We start from the raw sequence: 14,039 nt of genomic DNA on the forward strand, positions 1-14,039 counted from the left end.
ATACAATTCGGGATCGTGTCCGAGCACTAGTCTCAAACCGTCCCTTCGATGGCGTTTTCAAGCAAGCCGAGCGCGGCCTTCTTGGTGAGCTTGACCGGGTTGCCGCCTGCGGTCGGGTCGACCACCGCCATGTCGGCGATCAGGGTCTTGCGCTTCTTGTCCATGTCGAGACCCTTGATCAGGCCCGGCAACGCATGCGGCACCTTGAGTTCCTTGCGCAGCTTGATCACCGCCTTGGCAAAACCGTCGAAGCCGCCCTTGATTCCGCAATAGGCCGACAGGCGGACGATCTTTTCCTCGATGGCGTCGCGGTTGAAGGCGAGCACATAAGGCATGAAGACGGCGTTGGTCATGCCGTGATGGGTGTCGTAGAGCGCGCCGATTGGATGCGACAGCGAGTGGATCGCGCCGAGGCCCTTCTGGAAGGCAGCGGCCCCCATGGCGGCAGCGCTCATCATGTGGGCGCGGGCGGTGAGGTCCTTGCCGTTGGCGAAGGCCTTGGGCAGGTTCTCGAACACCAGGCGGATGCCCTCGACGGCGATGCCGTCGGCCATCGGATGGTAGCCCGGCGCGCAATAGGCCTCGAGGCAGTGGGCGAAGGCATCCATGCCGGTGCCGGCGGTAATGAAGGAGGGCATGCCGACCGACAGCTCCGGATCGGCAATGACGATTGCCGGCAAGAGCTTGGGGTGGAAAATGACCTTCTTGGTGTGGGTCTCTTCGTTGGTGATGACGCCGGCGCGGCCGACCTCGGAGCCGGTGCCGGCAGTGGTCGGCACGGCGATGATGGGGGCGATGGCGTCGGAGTTGGCGCGGGTCCACCAGTCGCCGACATCCTCGAAATCCCACACTGGCAGCGTCTGGCCGGCCTGGAAGGCGATCAGCTTGCCGAGATCGAGCGCCGAACCGCCGCCGAAGGCAATGACGCCGTCATGCTTGCCCTTCTTGAACACGGCGATGCCGGCGGTGAGGTTCGATTCGACCGGGTTCGGCTTGACGTCGGAGAAGACGCCATAGGGCACCTTGGCGTCTTCGAGGATCTTCAGCGTGGATGCCACGACCGGCAGCTTGGCGAGCCCGGGATCGGTGACGAACAGCGGCTTCTTGATGCCGGTGGCGGCAAGCACGTCGGGCAGTTCGGAGATGCGGCCGGCGCCGAAACGGACGGTGGTCGGGTAGTTCCACTTGGAAACGAGTTTGGACATGTTTTCTTGATCTCTTGAAGGTTGGTTCGAAATCGTCAGTTGACGAAGGTGTTGGCCACGCGCTCGGAACGCATCATGTAAGGAATCCAGATTGCAGCGGATAAGAAGGACCGCGCTATTCCCCGAACGGTCTCCTTGTCGAAGATTTCGCTGCCTGGCTCTGCAAAGAGCGCGTAGGCGACAGACGCATCGGCGAGCAGGAAAACCGGCGCCGCAGTTGCCCAGATCATGTACCAACCTGGGAACATCTCCAGGCGTTTGAACATGAAAAACAACAGAACAACCGGAGCGACAACCGTCAGAACGATATTGCCCGCGGTCTCCGCAACAATGAAAACTGCCAGCCGGGTATCGAGATACTGCCAGCCGCTGAACACTTCGGCATAAGCTGTGAACTGCAGCACACCGACAATCGGAGCGGCAAACAGGCCCAGCATCGGCAGCAACAACCAGCCACCTATGCCGACGGGCCCCGGAGCCGGAGTGCGTTTGTCGTCCAGGGCCGTATCAGCCATCCGGTTCCCCTAGATCTTCTCGCGCAGGTGATAGGACTTCGGCCGGGTCAGGTTGTCGTAGCCGATCTGCGACAGGGCGGCGCCCTTGCCTGTGTCCTTGACACCGGTCCAGACGAGGGCCGGATCGAGATAGTCGCAGCGGTTCATGAACACGGTGCCTGTTTCGACACGATCACCGACCGAAATGGCGTGCTCGGTGTCGGCGGTCCAGATCGAAGCGGTCAGGCCGTAGGGGCTGTCGTTCATCAGCGCGATCGCCTCCTCGTCGTTGCGCACCTTCATGATGCCGACGATCGGGCCGAAGCTTTCCTCGCGCATGACCGACATCTGGTGGTCGACATTGGTCAGCACCTCGGCCGGCAAATAGGGCGAGCCCTCCTTGTCCTGGGCGTCTTTGGTGTTCATGTGCGCGACAGCACCCTTGCGCAGCGCTTCGGCCTTCTGCTCGCGGATGAAGTCGGCGAAGCGCGCCTGCGCCATCGGGCCCATCGTGGTCGCCTGCTCCAGCGGGTTGCCGAGCACGTAGCTCCTGGTCTCGGCGATGAAACCCTCGATGAACTGGTCGTAGATCTTCTCGTGGACGTAGACGCGCTCGATGCCGCAGCAGCACTGGCCCGAATTGAAGAACGCGCCCTCGACGAGGTTGGCGACCGCATGGTCGAGCTTGGCGTCGGGCAGAACGTAGGCCGGATCCTTGCCGCCGAGTTCGAGGCCGAGCGTCATGAAGGTGCCCGCGGCTGCCTTCTCGATGGCGCGGCCGCCGGCGACCGAGCCGGTGAAGTTGACGTGGTCGATCTTGCCCGAGCCGAGCAGCTTCTCGGTCTGCGCGTGGTTGAGGACCAGGTTCTGGAAGACGTATTTCGGCAGGCCGGCGGCTTCAAAGGCACGGGCGAAGCGCTCACCGACGAGCAGCGTCTGAGCGGCATGTTTGAGGATGACGGTCGAACCGGCGATCAGCGCGGGCACGATGGTGTTGACGGCGGTGAGATACGGATAATTCCACGGCGCAATCACCATGACCACGCCCAGCGGGTCCTTCTTCACATAGCGGCGGAAGCCGTCCTTGGGATTGGACGCCGGCACCGGCGCGAGCGCGCGCTCGGCGATCTCGACCATGTACTGGGTGCGTTCCTTGACACCGCCGAACTCACCGCCATAGCGGGTCGGCCGACCCATCTGCCACGCCAGTTCGGGCACGATCTCGTCGCTCATCGCAACCAGCGCCTCGAGCATCTTGAGCATGTAGGCGGCGCGCTCGGCGACCGGCACGCGGGCCCATTCGGCCTGTGCGGAACGCGCGCGTTCGACCGCTGCATTGATCGCCTGGTCGGAAGCGACCGGCCGCTCGACATAGATCGAGCCATCGATGGGGGATTTGAGTTTGACCGTCTCGGTCATGTCTATTGTCCTTCCAAGTTCAACACCCTCCCCTGGCCGGCGGGCCAAAGGAGGGTCACGCAGTGATGGTGACTTTAGTACCGCTCGAAGCCTCTGTGCAGCTCCCAGTCGGTGATGCGGCGGTCATATTCGAACTGTTCCCAGCGCGCGGTGTGGACGTAGTGATCGACGACCTCCTCGCCGAGCGCTTCCCTCAGCATCTTCGACGACGCCAGCGTCTCGGTGGCATCGCGCAGGGTCTTCGGGATTTCGGGCAGGCTGGCGGCCTGGTAGGCATCACCGACGAACGGCTTCTGCAATTCCAGCTTCTCGTCGATGCCGGCGAGGCCGGCGGCGATCAGCACGGCGAAAGCGAGATAGGGATTGAGGTCGGCGCCACCGATGCGGCACTCCATGCGGATGCCCTTGGTGCCCTCGCCGCAGAGGCGGAAGCCGGCGGTGCGGTTGTCCTCGCTCCACATGATCTTGGTCGGCGCGAATGTACCCGACTGGAAGCGCTTGTAGGAGTTGATGTAAGGCGCCAGGAACCAGGTGAACTCCTTGGCATATTTGAGCTGGCCGGCCGACCACTGCTGGCCGAGCTTGGACAGGGTCCACTCAGCACCCTTGTCGTAGAACAGCGGCGTCTTGCCGTCGGCGCTCCACAGCGAATTGTGGATGTGGCTGGAATTGCCGGCGAGGCCGTAATTGTACTTGGACATGAACGAGATCGCCTTGCCCTCGGAGGCTGCGATCTCCTTGGCGCCGTTCTTCAGGATGACATGGCGGTCGGCCATCTCAAGAACTTCGGCGTAACGGACGTTGATCTCTTCCTGGCCAGGGCCCCACTCGCCCTTGGAATTCTCGATCGGGATGCCGGCGGCTTCCATCTCGTTGCGAAGCCGGCGCATGACACCTTCTTCCTTGGTCGTGATGCCGATCAGATAGTCGCCGATATAGGGCGACGCGGTGTCGAGGTTCTGCCAGTGCTTGGCGCGGGCCGAATCGTAGGTTTCGGAAAACAGGTAGAATTCGAGCTCGGAGGCAAAATAGGCGAGATAGCCGCGCTCCTGCAGCCGCCTGACCTGCCTGCGCAGGATGCCGCGCGGCGAGTGCGCCAGATCTTCACGCGTATGGTGATCCTTGAGGTCGCAGAGCAGCAGCGCCGTCTTTTCGAGCCAGGGCACGTTGCGGATGGTGTTGAGGTCGGGCTTCATGACGAAGTCGCCATAGCCTTTCGACCAGCTCGCCGCCTTGTAGCCGGGCACCGGCTCCATATCGATGTCGTTGGCAAGCAGGTAGTTGCAGCCATGCGTCTCGTCATAGGCGGATTCGACGAAATACCTGGCCAAAAACCGCTTGCCAATCAGACGGCCCTGCATGTCGACGGCGCAAGCGAGCACCGTGTCGATCTCGCCGGCGGCGACAGCCTCCTTCAGCTGATCGAATGTAAGATTTCCGGCCATTTACTGCTCCTGGGCGTTTGAAACCTGCGTAGGCACGGTCCGCCCGCACACGCGGACGGACCTGTTTCCAAAGATGGCTGCTCAGCCGTAACGGTAGGGCGGGCCGGCTTTGATCATCGAATCGTTGTACTTCTTGATAATCTCGACGACCTTTGCGCTCCGCGGGCTCTGGCCAGCGACCTCATCCCAGAACTTCGTCGCCTCGTCCTCGACCTGCTTCCATTCGGCGTCCGGGATGGTGGTCAGTTCGAGCTTTCCAGTGTTGCGGTAATTCGCCTCACCGGCCCAGTACCAATGCAGCCGGTAGTAGTGCGAACTGTCGATCGCCATGCGCAGAAGCTGCTGCAGGTGTTCGGGGACGGCCTTCCATTTCTCGGTGTTGACGAAGTACGAGCCGGCCCAGGCGCCTGACAGCGGGTTGGTCAAGAAGTACTTCAAGACGTCGGCCCAGCCCACCGTGTGCATCTCGGTAATGCCGCACCAGCAAACGCCGTCGAGTTCGCCGGTCTGGATCGCCGGCTGAACGTCCTCGTACGGAAGCGACACAGGCACGACGCCGAATTTGGACAGGAACTGGCCGCCGGTCGGGAAGGTGTAGACCCTGAGGCCCTTGAGGTCGGCCAGCGACTTGATCGGCTTGGTGGTGCCGAAGTTGCAGGGGTCCCACGAACCCGTGCTGAGCCAGGTGACATCCGGAATCTCGGCATAAGCCTCCTCCCAGACTTCCTTGAGCCCGTGCCAATGCCAGAGCGCAGGAACGTCGAGCGAGTAGCGCGAGGCGAGCGGGAAGTAGGCGCCGAACACCCTGACGTCGACGGGCGCCGCGGCCGAGTCGTCGTCGCTCTGGGCAAAGTCGATCGTGCCAGACTGGACCGCGCGGAACAGTTCGCCGTGCGGAACAAGCTGGTCAGCCGTGTAGAGCTCGATCTCCATCTCGCCATTGGCAGCCTTGTTGAACCAGTCGATCGAGTTTTTGACCACGTGCTCGGCCAATGCCGGCCCGGCGTAGGTCTGCATACGCCACTTGATCGGGCTCTGCGCCTTCACATAGGGCGTGGCCAGCGCGGTGGCGCCAACAGCGCCCGCACTCGCCAGCACGGATTTCCGAAGAAACTCGCGCTTGTTAAGGGTCTTCCTGTCGTCCATCTCACTTACTCCCATTGCTTGCTTCGTTCACATTCGGGATGCCAGTTCGTTCGGTGCCGCCTCCTCCCTTTCCGTCATGCCAGCCTCATCGGCCCGTGACTTGCGACGGCAGCCAGAGTGCTATCTGCGGAAAGACCATGATGAGTATCAGCGACAATACCATCAGCGCGAAGAAGGGCATGATGGATCGGTAGATGTCGCCCAGCGTGATCTCCGGTGGCGCCATGGCCCGCATCAGGAACAGATTGTAGCCAAACGGCGGGGTGATGTAGGCGATCTGGCAGGTGATCGTGTAAAGGATGCCGAACCAGATCGGATTGAAGCCCAGACTGATGACGAGCGGGATATAGAGCGGAGCGACGATCACCAGCATGGCGGTGTCGTCGAGGAACATGCCCATCACGACAAAGGACAGGAGCATCAGCACCAGAATTGTCCAGGGCTCGAAATCCCAGGTGTCGACCAGCACTGTTTTGACAGCCTTCACTGCGCCAAGCCCGTCATAGACGGAGCTGAAGCAGAGTGCGCCAAGGATGATCCACAGGAACATGCAGCTGATCGACAGTGTGTTGCGCGTCGATTCCTCGAAGACCTTGCGGTCGAGGTTCCCTGACAGCCAAGCTGCCACCATGGCAAGGGCGGCACCAACCGCCGAGCTTTCCACCAAGCTGGTAGTTCCGGTCAGGAACAGCCCCATCATGATGGCGAAGATGGCGATCGGCAGCAGGCCGGCCCGCAGCAGCCCGAACTTTTCCGACCAGGTGATCTCTGCCCGCTCTTCCGCCGGCAGCGCAGGACCAATCTCCGGCTGAAAGTAGCAGCGGATGGCGACATAGCCGGCGAAGATGAAGGCCATCAGCAGGCCGGGGCCGACGCCCGCCAACCAGAGGTCGAGAACCGGCTGGCGCGCGATCATGGCAAACAGCACCAGCACGACGCTGGGCGGTATCAGGATGCCGAGCGAGGAGCCGGCCTGCACGACGCCTGTCACCATGACCTTGTCGTAGCCATGGCGAAGCAATTGCGGCAGCGCGATGGTCGCCCCGATTGCCATGCCGGCGACCGACAGGCCGTTCAGCGCCGCGATCAACACCATGAGTCCTATCGTGCCGAGCGCCAGCCCGCCTCGCACCGGCCCGAACCAGACATGGAAGAGCCGATAAAGATTGCTCGCCATGCCCGATTCCGAGAGCATGTAGCCCATGAAGATGAAGAACGGCACGGTGATCAGGGGATACCAGTTGAGCACCTGAAAGGCGGCATTGAAGGGCATTTCGAACGAGCCCTGGCCCCACAGCCAAAGCGCCGCTGCCGAACCAACAAAGCCAATGACGCCGAACACGCGCTGCCCGGTAAACAGCAGCACCATCATCGTTCCGAACATGAAGAGGGTAATGAATTCCGAACTCATTCAATCGGCCTTCCACGCGCTGCCGCGACGTCCTTGAAAAAGTTGGAGATGCACTGCAGCAGCAGCATGAAGACCCCGAAGGTCATAATCACTTTGATTGGCCACAGCACGGGGGCCCAGGCTGAGTAGTTCTTCTGGCCGTAGACGATGGCGTAGTTCGTACTGGAGACGCCACCGCCGAGGAGCACCGCAAGATAGAATATGACGAAAAGAACGGTGATCGCGTCGGTGACAGCCCGCTTCCGAGCGGCGAGCCTGCTGTAGAACAGGTCCATGCGTACGTGTCCGCCGAGTTGCATCGTATAGGCGCCGCCCAGAAGATAGTAGGCAGAAAGGGCGAACTGCGACATCTCGAGCGCCCAGTTGAAGGGCACACCAAGCAGCAGCCGCGAAATCGTCGAGCCGAGCAGGATCGCACCCATCACGTAGAGCAGATACATGGCGCCACGGCCGATGCGATGGTTCATCGCATCGACGTACCGGACGAATAGAATTGCGGCATTCGGCAATGACTCGTTCTCCGTTCGGCCAGTTGTCAGGCGTTTGCCTGGTGGGGAGCGGCCTCGCCCGCTTCCGGTTCGAGCTCTGCAAAGATGCCCGTGAGCAGATCCGCCCATTTCCGCTGCCCGGCCGGAGCCGAAATTTCGTCGTTGCGGATTTCGATCATCGCGCATGGCAGACCGCGCGACCTGCCGTGGTGTTCCAGGGTGAAGTAGACGCGGTCGGCCGGCGCATAGGGCTCGTTGACGCCGACAGTGATGCCGTCGAGCTTGTCGAGCGCAGCGATCAGCGGCGCGGCGAGCCGAGCGTCCTCGTCATGGATGATGCCGATGTGCCACGGGCGCGAGACGCCCTTGTAAACCGGAGTGAAGGAATGGACAGACACCAGTCTCGTCTCCCGCCCTTCGCGGAGCCGCTCCGAAACGACCTCGTCGATCGCCTCGTGGAACGGGCGCCACGATAGCGCGATTCGCGCCTCGCGCTGCGAGGCGGTGAGAGCGGCGTTGCCGGGAATGGCTGTCGTCTCGCTGATCTCCGGGATCAGGTCATGAGCGGCGAGCGGCCGGTTGCAGTCGATGGCAAGGCGCGACACGCAGGATTCGACAAGCGTCGCATCAAGGCCCTCGGCCATGCGTTGCGACACCGGCAAGGCGCCCGGATCCCAGGCAATGTGGCGCAGCATTTCGGACGCCTCGAGACCAAGCGTGCCGTAGTTTGCGGGCAGATGATTTGAGGCGTGGTCGCACAGGATGACAAAAGGACTGCGCCCGGCCCGGTTCGTCACCCGGACGGCATTCGACATTGCACGCGCAGCGGCCTGGCCCGTTCCCATTCAGTCATCCCCGGGGCCGTATCGTATGTTACGTATTCTTGTTCATTGCGCCCCTGCGGATGATTTCATACACATTGGTTGAGTTTGTCAAATGTCATTTCGGGCCTGAGGCGGACTGTGCGCTGGGCCAGGACGGCAGTGGATGCATCAGGGGATGAGGATGGTTTCGAGCGTTGCCGAACTGATCACCGAAAGGATCGATGCCATGCCGGCGGGTGAGCGCCGGGCAGCCCAGACGCTGATCGCCGCCTATCCGCTGATCGGGTTGAAGACGGTGGCCGAATTCTCGCAGCAGGCCGGTGTGTCCTCGCCCACCATCCTGCGCTTCGTGGCGAGACTCGGTTTCCAGAACTACCCCGAGTTCCAGTCGGCGCTTCAGGACGAGCTGGCAGCCCAATTGCAGTCGCCCGCCTCGCGAACGACAACCACGCCGTCGCTGCTACCCGCCTCGACAGCGCCCATACTCGAAGCGGTGCTCGAAAACATCCGCGAGACCTTCCGGCACATTTCCGACAGGCAGCTCGCCGACATTGTCACCCAGTTGGCTGGCCCGAAAGGGCACGTCTATCTCGTCGGCGGCCGCTTCACCGACCCGCTGGCGCGCTACATGGCGGCCCACCTCAACCTGATTCGGCCTGACGTCACCCATCTCGTCGGACAGGAAAGCCTGTGGCGCGACAAGCTGATCGACATGGGCAAGCGCGACACGCTGCTGATCTTCGATATCAGGCGCTATCAGGACAGCCTGATCCGCTTTGCCGAGAAGGCCCATGCCAGGGGCGCCAACATCATCCTGTTCACCGACCAGTGGCTCTCTCCGATCGCGCGCTTCGCTCGCCACGTGATCGCAGGGCGCACGGCGGTGCCGTCGGCGTGGGATTCGTCATCGGCGCTGTTCGTCGCCGCCGAAACGGTTATCGGCGCGCTGACCAGCAAGCTCGAAACGGAAGCGGCAAGACGCATCCGCGCGATCGAGGACTTGCGCTGAGCGCGCGGTAAATCCTGCAAATATTACGCAGATTTAATGTGCCAGACAGCCAGATTTGCCCTAAGCCTCGGCTGACGAACTAGGCTATACTGGCGCGCCCCGATGGGCTTGCGCCCGGTTGCCGACGAACGATCCCTTGGCAAGGTGCGGCAACAGTGCAGTGCTTTGCCAGCGATGAGACGCCACGTGTTCCCGAGTGGAACGAATACGCAGCAGACCGGAGTACGCATGGCCGCCTGGAAGCAGATTGTCTTGGCACTTGTCATTGTACTTGCGGCAGCCGCCGGATGGGTGCTGCTGGTGCCGAGTTCGCGCACGGTCCTTGCCAGCTGGGGCATCGACTGGGCCCAGGCCAAGACCGAACAGCCACAGGCGGCAGCGCGCAACGGCGGCAACCGCCAGGGCGGCAATCGTGGCGGCCAGCCGCAGACACCTGTCGTGACGCAGACGGTGGCGTCAGGCACGATCAACGACCGCCTGTCGGCGATCGGCACCGGGCGGGCACTCAACTCGGTTGTCATCAACCCTTACGCATCGGGGCGGCTGACTGAAATCTCGGTCGCAGCCGGCGAGAAAGTCACAGCGGGCACGGTGATTGCCCGGCTCGATTCCGATTCGGAAGAGATCGCGCTCGAACGCGCCCGCATCGCCCAGGGCGACGCCGAGGCATCGCTGGAACGTATCAAGGCGCTGCGCGCCACCAACACGGCAACCACCGTGCAGCTCAAGGAAGCCGAACTCGCCGTCGAGAATGCGCGTCTGGCCGTGCGCGACGCAGCGTTGGCGCTCAACCGCCGCACCATCACCGCGCCCATTGCCGGCATCGTCGGCATCCTGCCTGTCGAGGCCGGCAACTACGTCACCAGCCAGACCACCATCGCCACCATCGACGACCGTTCTAGGATCATCGTCGACATCTGGGTGCCGGAGCGCTTCACCGGGCTGATTTCGGTCGGCGCGCCGTTGAGTGCAAGCTCGGTCGCGCGCCCCGGCCGGGTGTTCGAAGGCGAGGTCAGTGCCGTCGACAATCGCCTCGATGAACAGAGCCGCACGCTGCGCATCCAGGCGCGGATCGACAATGACGACGACGCACTGCGCGCTGGCATGTCGTTCCAGGTCGCGATGCAGTTTCCCGGCGACACCTATCCCTCGGTCGACCCATTGGCGATCCAGTGGGGTGGCGACGGCGCCTTCGTCTGGGCGCTCGACAACGGCAAGGCCAAGCGCGTGCCGGTGCGCATCATCCAGCGCAACACCGACAGCGTGCTGGTGCAGGCGGCGCTGACATCAGGCGACAAGGTGGTGACCGAGGGCATCCATACGGTGCGCGAAGGCGCCGAGTTGCTGATTGCCGGCCGCGAGGCCGGCGGCAGCGGCTCCTGAGCGGGAGCGCCGGCATGAGCACAATGCAGAACGAGAACGCCGAAAAAGGCATCACCGCACTGTTCGTGCGTCGACCGGTGCTGGCCTTCGTCATCAACACGCTGATCGTGGTCGCCGGCCTCGCCGCCTTCTACGGCGTCGAGGTGCGTGAGCTGCCCGACGTCGACCGGCCGGTCATCACGGTATCGACCGGCTACTCCGACGCCGCGGCCGAGATCGTCGACCGTGAGGTGACGGCAGTTGTCGAAGGGGCTGTGGCGCGCGTCACCGGCGTCAAATCGATCTCGTCGAGCTCGTCCTACGGCAACAGCCGGGTAACAGTCGAATTCAATGACGGCGTCGACCTCAACGTTGCCGCCTCCGACATGCGCGACGCTGTCGGCCGGGTGACCAACTCGCTGCCCGACGACGCCGATGCGCCGCGCATCGTCAAGGCCGACGCCAATGCCGACGCTGTGATGCGGCTGGCGGTGACCTCCGACACCATGCCGGTCGAGGACATGACGATCCTTGTCGAGGACCAGATCGTCGACACGCTGGCCGCCGTCGACGGCGTCGCCGACGTGCAGACCTATGGCGACCGCGCCAAGATCTTCCGCGTCGACATCGACCAGGCCAAGGTGGCGAGCCTCGGCCTGACGCTGGCCGACATCTCGAACGCGCTGGCGAGCGTGTCATTCGACGCACCCGCTGGGTCGCTGACCGTCGGCAATCAGGACCTGATCGTCCGCGCAAGTGCGGCTGTGACGACGCCCGAGGCCTTCGAGAGCATCATCATCAACGGCAAGACCAAGCTCGGCGACGTCGCCACCGTCACGCTCGGCGGCGACCCGGGCTCGACCTCCTTGCGCTCCGACGGCAAGACCGGCATCGGCATCGGCATCGTGCGCCAGGCTCAATCGAGCACGCTCGACATCTCCAAGGGCGTGCGCGCGGCAGCAGAGAGGATCCAGACCACGCTGCCCCCCGGCATGACCATCCGAGTGACGTCGGATGACGCAACATTTGTCCAGGGCGCCATCCACGAGGTCGAGATCGCGCTGATCTTGTCGGTAACGATCGTTCTGATCGTCATCTATGCCTTTCTGCAGGACTGGCGCGCGACGCTGATCCCGGGCTTTGCCATGCCGGTGGCAATGATCGGCACGATCGCCGGCATCTATCTTGCAGGCTTCTCGGTCAATATCCTGACGCTGCTGGCGCTGGTGCTGGCGACAGGCCTCGTCGTCGACGACGCCATCGTCGTGCTCGAAAACATCGTCCGCCGCCGCAATGAGGGCATGGGCCCGCGGGCGGCTGCAGTGCTTGGCACGCAGGAGGTGTTTTTCGCGGTGGTGGCAACGACGGCGACACTTGCCGCAGTGTTCATCCCGATCTCGTTCCTGCCCGGCCAGACCGGCGGCCTGTTTCGCGAGTTCGGCTTCGTGCTGGCGATCTCGGTGCTTCTGTCGTCGATCGTGGCTCTGTCGCTGTGTCCGATGCTGGCCTCGCGCATGCTGACCGAAAAGAGCATCGAGCACAGCCATGGCGGCGTGCTCGGCAAGATCGGCACGAAGCTCGCCGCGCTCTACAAACTCTGCTTGCATGCCTGCCTCAATGCGCCCGCTATCGTCATCCTCGTGTCGCTTCTGTTCGCGGGCGCGGCATATGTCGCCTTCGGAAGCGTGCGCCAGGAGCTGACGCCGACCGAGGACCGCTCGCTGGTGATGCTGCGCGTCTCGGCCCCGCAAGGCGTCAGCCTCGACTACACCGCCTCGCAATTGCGCCGCATCGAGGGGCTGATCGAGCCGCTGCGCAAGTCGGGCGAGATCGAGAGCACCTTCGTCAGCGCCGGCATGGGCAACAACAACAATAGCGGTTTCATGGTGCTGTCGCTGGCGCCGTGGAGCGAGCGCAGCCGCACCCAGCAAGAGATCGCCGCCGACATCCTGGCCCGCACCAGCCAGGTGCCCGGCGTGCGCACCACGGTCGGACAGCCCAACAGCCTGGGCATTCGCGGCGCCGGCAACGGCCTGCAATTCGCGCTGATCGGCAACAGCTATGCCGATCTCGGCACCGCCGCCGCCAAGGTGCTGGCCGAGATGGAGAAGGATCCGCGCTTCCGCCAGCCGCGGCTTTCGACCGACGCCAACCAGCCGCAGTTGTTCGTCACCGTCGACCGCGAGCGCGCCTCCGACCTCGGCATCGACATCAAGGGCCTGTCCCCTGCCCTGCAGGCGATGCTCGACGGCCGCAAGATCACCAGCGTCTTCATCGAGGACCGCAGCTACGACGTGAAGCTGGTCTCGACCACCAATCCGATCAACGATTCGACCGACCTCGAGAACATCTTCATCAGGACGACCGACGGCCGCTTCGTGCCGGTGTCGACGATCGCCACGCTCAGCGAACGCGCCGTGCCGCCGTCGCTGTCACGCGAACAGCAGCAGCGCTCCGTCGCCATCACCGCTGGCCTGGCCGACGATTTTGCGCTCGGCGATGCACTGAAGGAAGTCGAGCAGATCGCGGCACCGGTCCTGCCGGCGGGCAGCCGCCTGCTGCCGCTCGCCGAGGCGGCGACGCTGAACGAGACCAGCGGCAGCATGCTGACGATCTTCGGCTTTGCCATCGTCATCATCCTCTTGGTGCTGGCGGCCCAGTTCGAGAGCTTCGTTTCGGCTGTCATCATCATGGCGACGGTGCCCTTGGGCCTCGCCTGCGCCGTTTTCGCGCTGATCCTGACCGGCACGTCGCTCAACGCCTACAGCCAGATCGGGCTCGTGCTGCTTGTCGGCGTGATGGCCAAGAACGGCATTCTGGTGGTCGAGTTTGCCAACCAGTTGCGCGACCGCGGCATGGGCGTGCGCCAGGCGATCGAGGAAGCGGCAACGATCCGGTTGCGGCCTGTCATGATGACGATGATCTGCACCGTGCTCGGCGGCCTGCCGCTTGTGCTGGCCCAGGGCGCCGGCGCCGAGGCGCGCATCGCGCTCGGCTGGGTGATCGTCGGTGGCCTCGGACTCGCCACGATCTCCACACTGTTCCTTACGCCGGTGGCCTATCTGCTGCTCGGACGCTTCATCACGCCCAAAGTCGCCGAGGAGAGCCGCCTCAAGCGCGAGCTCGAGGAAGCCGCCTACACCGGCGTCGAGCCGGCCGAATAGCAAAATCATCTGCTGATACTGGCCAATCTGCGACTGTTTTGGCGCCGCAAGCGATGACATGGCGTGTCTGAT

General features: G+C 63.3%; 11 protein-coding genes. 3 read left to right on the forward strand and 8 right to left on the reverse strand.

Going from position 1 to position 14,039, the window contains the following annotated elements:
- Nucleotides 1-32: 32 nt before the first annotated feature.
- The 8 genes from HNQ95_RS23755 to HNQ95_RS23790 all read right to left on the reverse strand — a co-directional run bounded on the left by HNQ95_RS23755 (nt 33) and on the right by HNQ95_RS23790 (nt 8,453).
- Nucleotides 33-1,205, reverse strand: a complete 1,173-nt coding sequence (locus HNQ95_RS23755) for an iron-containing alcohol dehydrogenase (RefSeq protein ID WP_182575395.1) — start codon at nt 1,203-1,205, stop codon at nt 33-35.
- Nucleotides 1,206-1,240: 35 nt separating this feature from the next.
- Nucleotides 1,241-1,720 (reverse strand): DUF2569 domain-containing protein, encoded by a 480-nt coding sequence (locus HNQ95_RS23760; RefSeq protein WP_182575394.1) that lies wholly within the window; start codon nt 1,718-1,720, stop codon nt 1,241-1,243.
- Nucleotides 1,721-1,729: 9 nt separating this feature from the next.
- A complete protein-coding gene (locus tag HNQ95_RS23765; protein ID WP_182575393.1) occupies nt 1,730-3,118 on the reverse strand; it encodes an aldehyde dehydrogenase family protein in 1,389 nt (462 codons plus the stop codon).
- A gap of 74 nt (nt 3,119-3,192) precedes the next feature.
- Nucleotides 3,193-4,563: a glutamine synthetase family protein gene (locus HNQ95_RS23770; RefSeq protein WP_182575392.1), complete on the reverse strand. Its 1,371-nt coding sequence runs from the start codon at nt 4,561-4,563 to the stop codon at nt 3,193-3,195.
- Between the two features lie 81 nt (nt 4,564-4,644).
- On the reverse strand, nt 4,645-5,709 hold the full coding sequence (locus tag HNQ95_RS23775) for a TRAP transporter substrate-binding protein (protein WP_067958211.1): 1,065 nt from the start codon (nt 5,707-5,709) through the stop codon (nt 4,645-4,647).
- Nucleotides 5,710-5,794: 85 nt separating this feature from the next.
- Entirely contained in the window at nt 5,795-7,120 is a 1,326-nt protein-coding gene (locus tag HNQ95_RS23780) for a TRAP transporter large permease (RefSeq protein ID WP_182575391.1), read from the reverse strand.
- Nucleotides 7,117-7,587, reverse strand: a complete 471-nt coding sequence (locus HNQ95_RS23785; protein ID WP_067958204.1) for a TRAP transporter small permease subunit — start codon at nt 7,585-7,587, stop codon at nt 7,117-7,119. The genes HNQ95_RS23780 and HNQ95_RS23785 overlap by 4 nt, the downstream gene beginning before the upstream one ends.
- 68 nt (nt 7,588-7,655) lie before the next feature.
- Nucleotides 7,656-8,453: an N-formylglutamate amidohydrolase gene (locus HNQ95_RS23790; RefSeq protein WP_182575390.1), complete on the reverse strand. Its 798-nt coding sequence runs from the start codon at nt 8,451-8,453 to the stop codon at nt 7,656-7,658.
- Between the two features lie 142 nt (nt 8,454-8,595).
- On the opposite strand from HNQ95_RS23790, the gene HNQ95_RS23795 reads away from it, so the two are divergent.
- From HNQ95_RS23795 to HNQ95_RS23805, 3 genes are all read left to right on the forward strand, one after another.
- The gene (locus HNQ95_RS23795; protein ID WP_376769271.1) at nt 8,596-9,441 is read left to right on the forward strand and encodes a MurR/RpiR family transcriptional regulator; all 846 of its coding nucleotides are present in this window, start codon (nt 8,596-8,598) and stop codon (nt 9,439-9,441) included.
- 228 nt (nt 9,442-9,669) lie between these two features.
- Entirely contained in the window at nt 9,670-10,824 is a 1,155-nt protein-coding gene (locus HNQ95_RS23800) for an efflux RND transporter periplasmic adaptor subunit (protein ID WP_182575388.1), read from the forward strand.
- Nucleotides 10,825-10,838: 14 nt separating this feature from the next.
- The gene (locus tag HNQ95_RS23805) at nt 10,839-13,967 is read left to right on the forward strand and encodes an efflux RND transporter permease subunit (RefSeq protein WP_376769272.1); all 3,129 of its coding nucleotides are present in this window, start codon (nt 10,839-10,841) and stop codon (nt 13,965-13,967) included.
- Nucleotides 13,968-14,039: the final 72 nt, after the last annotated feature.

This window comes from Aminobacter ciceronei (assembly GCF_014138625.1).
In the GTDB taxonomy this organism is placed as follows: Bacteria; Pseudomonadota; Alphaproteobacteria; order Rhizobiales; family Rhizobiaceae; genus Aminobacter; species Aminobacter ciceronei.

Excerpts from the sequence above, each read along its gene's own strand:
- HNQ95_RS23755 (WP_182575395.1), bottom strand. The coding sequence starts at position 1,205 with ATGTCCAAACTCGTTTCCAAGTGGAACTACCCGACCACCGTCCGTTTC.
- HNQ95_RS23760 (WP_182575394.1), bottom strand. The coding sequence starts at position 1,720 with ATGGCTGATACGGCCCTGGACGACAAACGCACTCCGGCTCCGGGGCCC.
- HNQ95_RS23765 (WP_182575393.1), bottom strand. The coding sequence starts at position 3,118 with ATGACCGAGACGGTCAAACTCAAATCCCCCATCGATGGCTCGATCTAT.
- HNQ95_RS23770 (WP_182575392.1), bottom strand. The coding sequence starts at position 4,563 with ATGGCCGGAAATCTTACATTCGATCAGCTGAAGGAGGCTGTCGCCGCC.
- HNQ95_RS23775 (WP_067958211.1), bottom strand. The coding sequence starts at position 5,709 with ATGGACGACAGGAAGACCCTTAACAAGCGCGAGTTTCTTCGGAAATCC.
- HNQ95_RS23780 (WP_182575391.1), bottom strand. The coding sequence starts at position 7,120 with ATGAGTTCGGAATTCATTACCCTCTTCATGTTCGGAACGATGATGGTG.
- HNQ95_RS23785 (WP_067958204.1), bottom strand. The coding sequence starts at position 7,587 with ATGAACCATCGCATCGGCCGTGGCGCCATGTATCTGCTCTACGTGATG.
- HNQ95_RS23790 (WP_182575390.1), bottom strand. The coding sequence starts at position 8,453 with ATGGGAACGGGCCAGGCCGCTGCGCGTGCAATGTCGAATGCCGTCCGG.
- HNQ95_RS23795 (WP_376769271.1), top strand. The coding sequence starts at position 8,596 with ATGCATCAGGGGATGAGGATGGTTTCGAGCGTTGCCGAACTGATCACC.
- HNQ95_RS23800 (WP_182575388.1), top strand. The coding sequence starts at position 9,670 with ATGGCCGCCTGGAAGCAGATTGTCTTGGCACTTGTCATTGTACTTGCG.
- HNQ95_RS23805 (WP_376769272.1), top strand. The coding sequence starts at position 10,839 with ATGAGCACAATGCAGAACGAGAACGCCGAAAAAGGCATCACCGCACTG.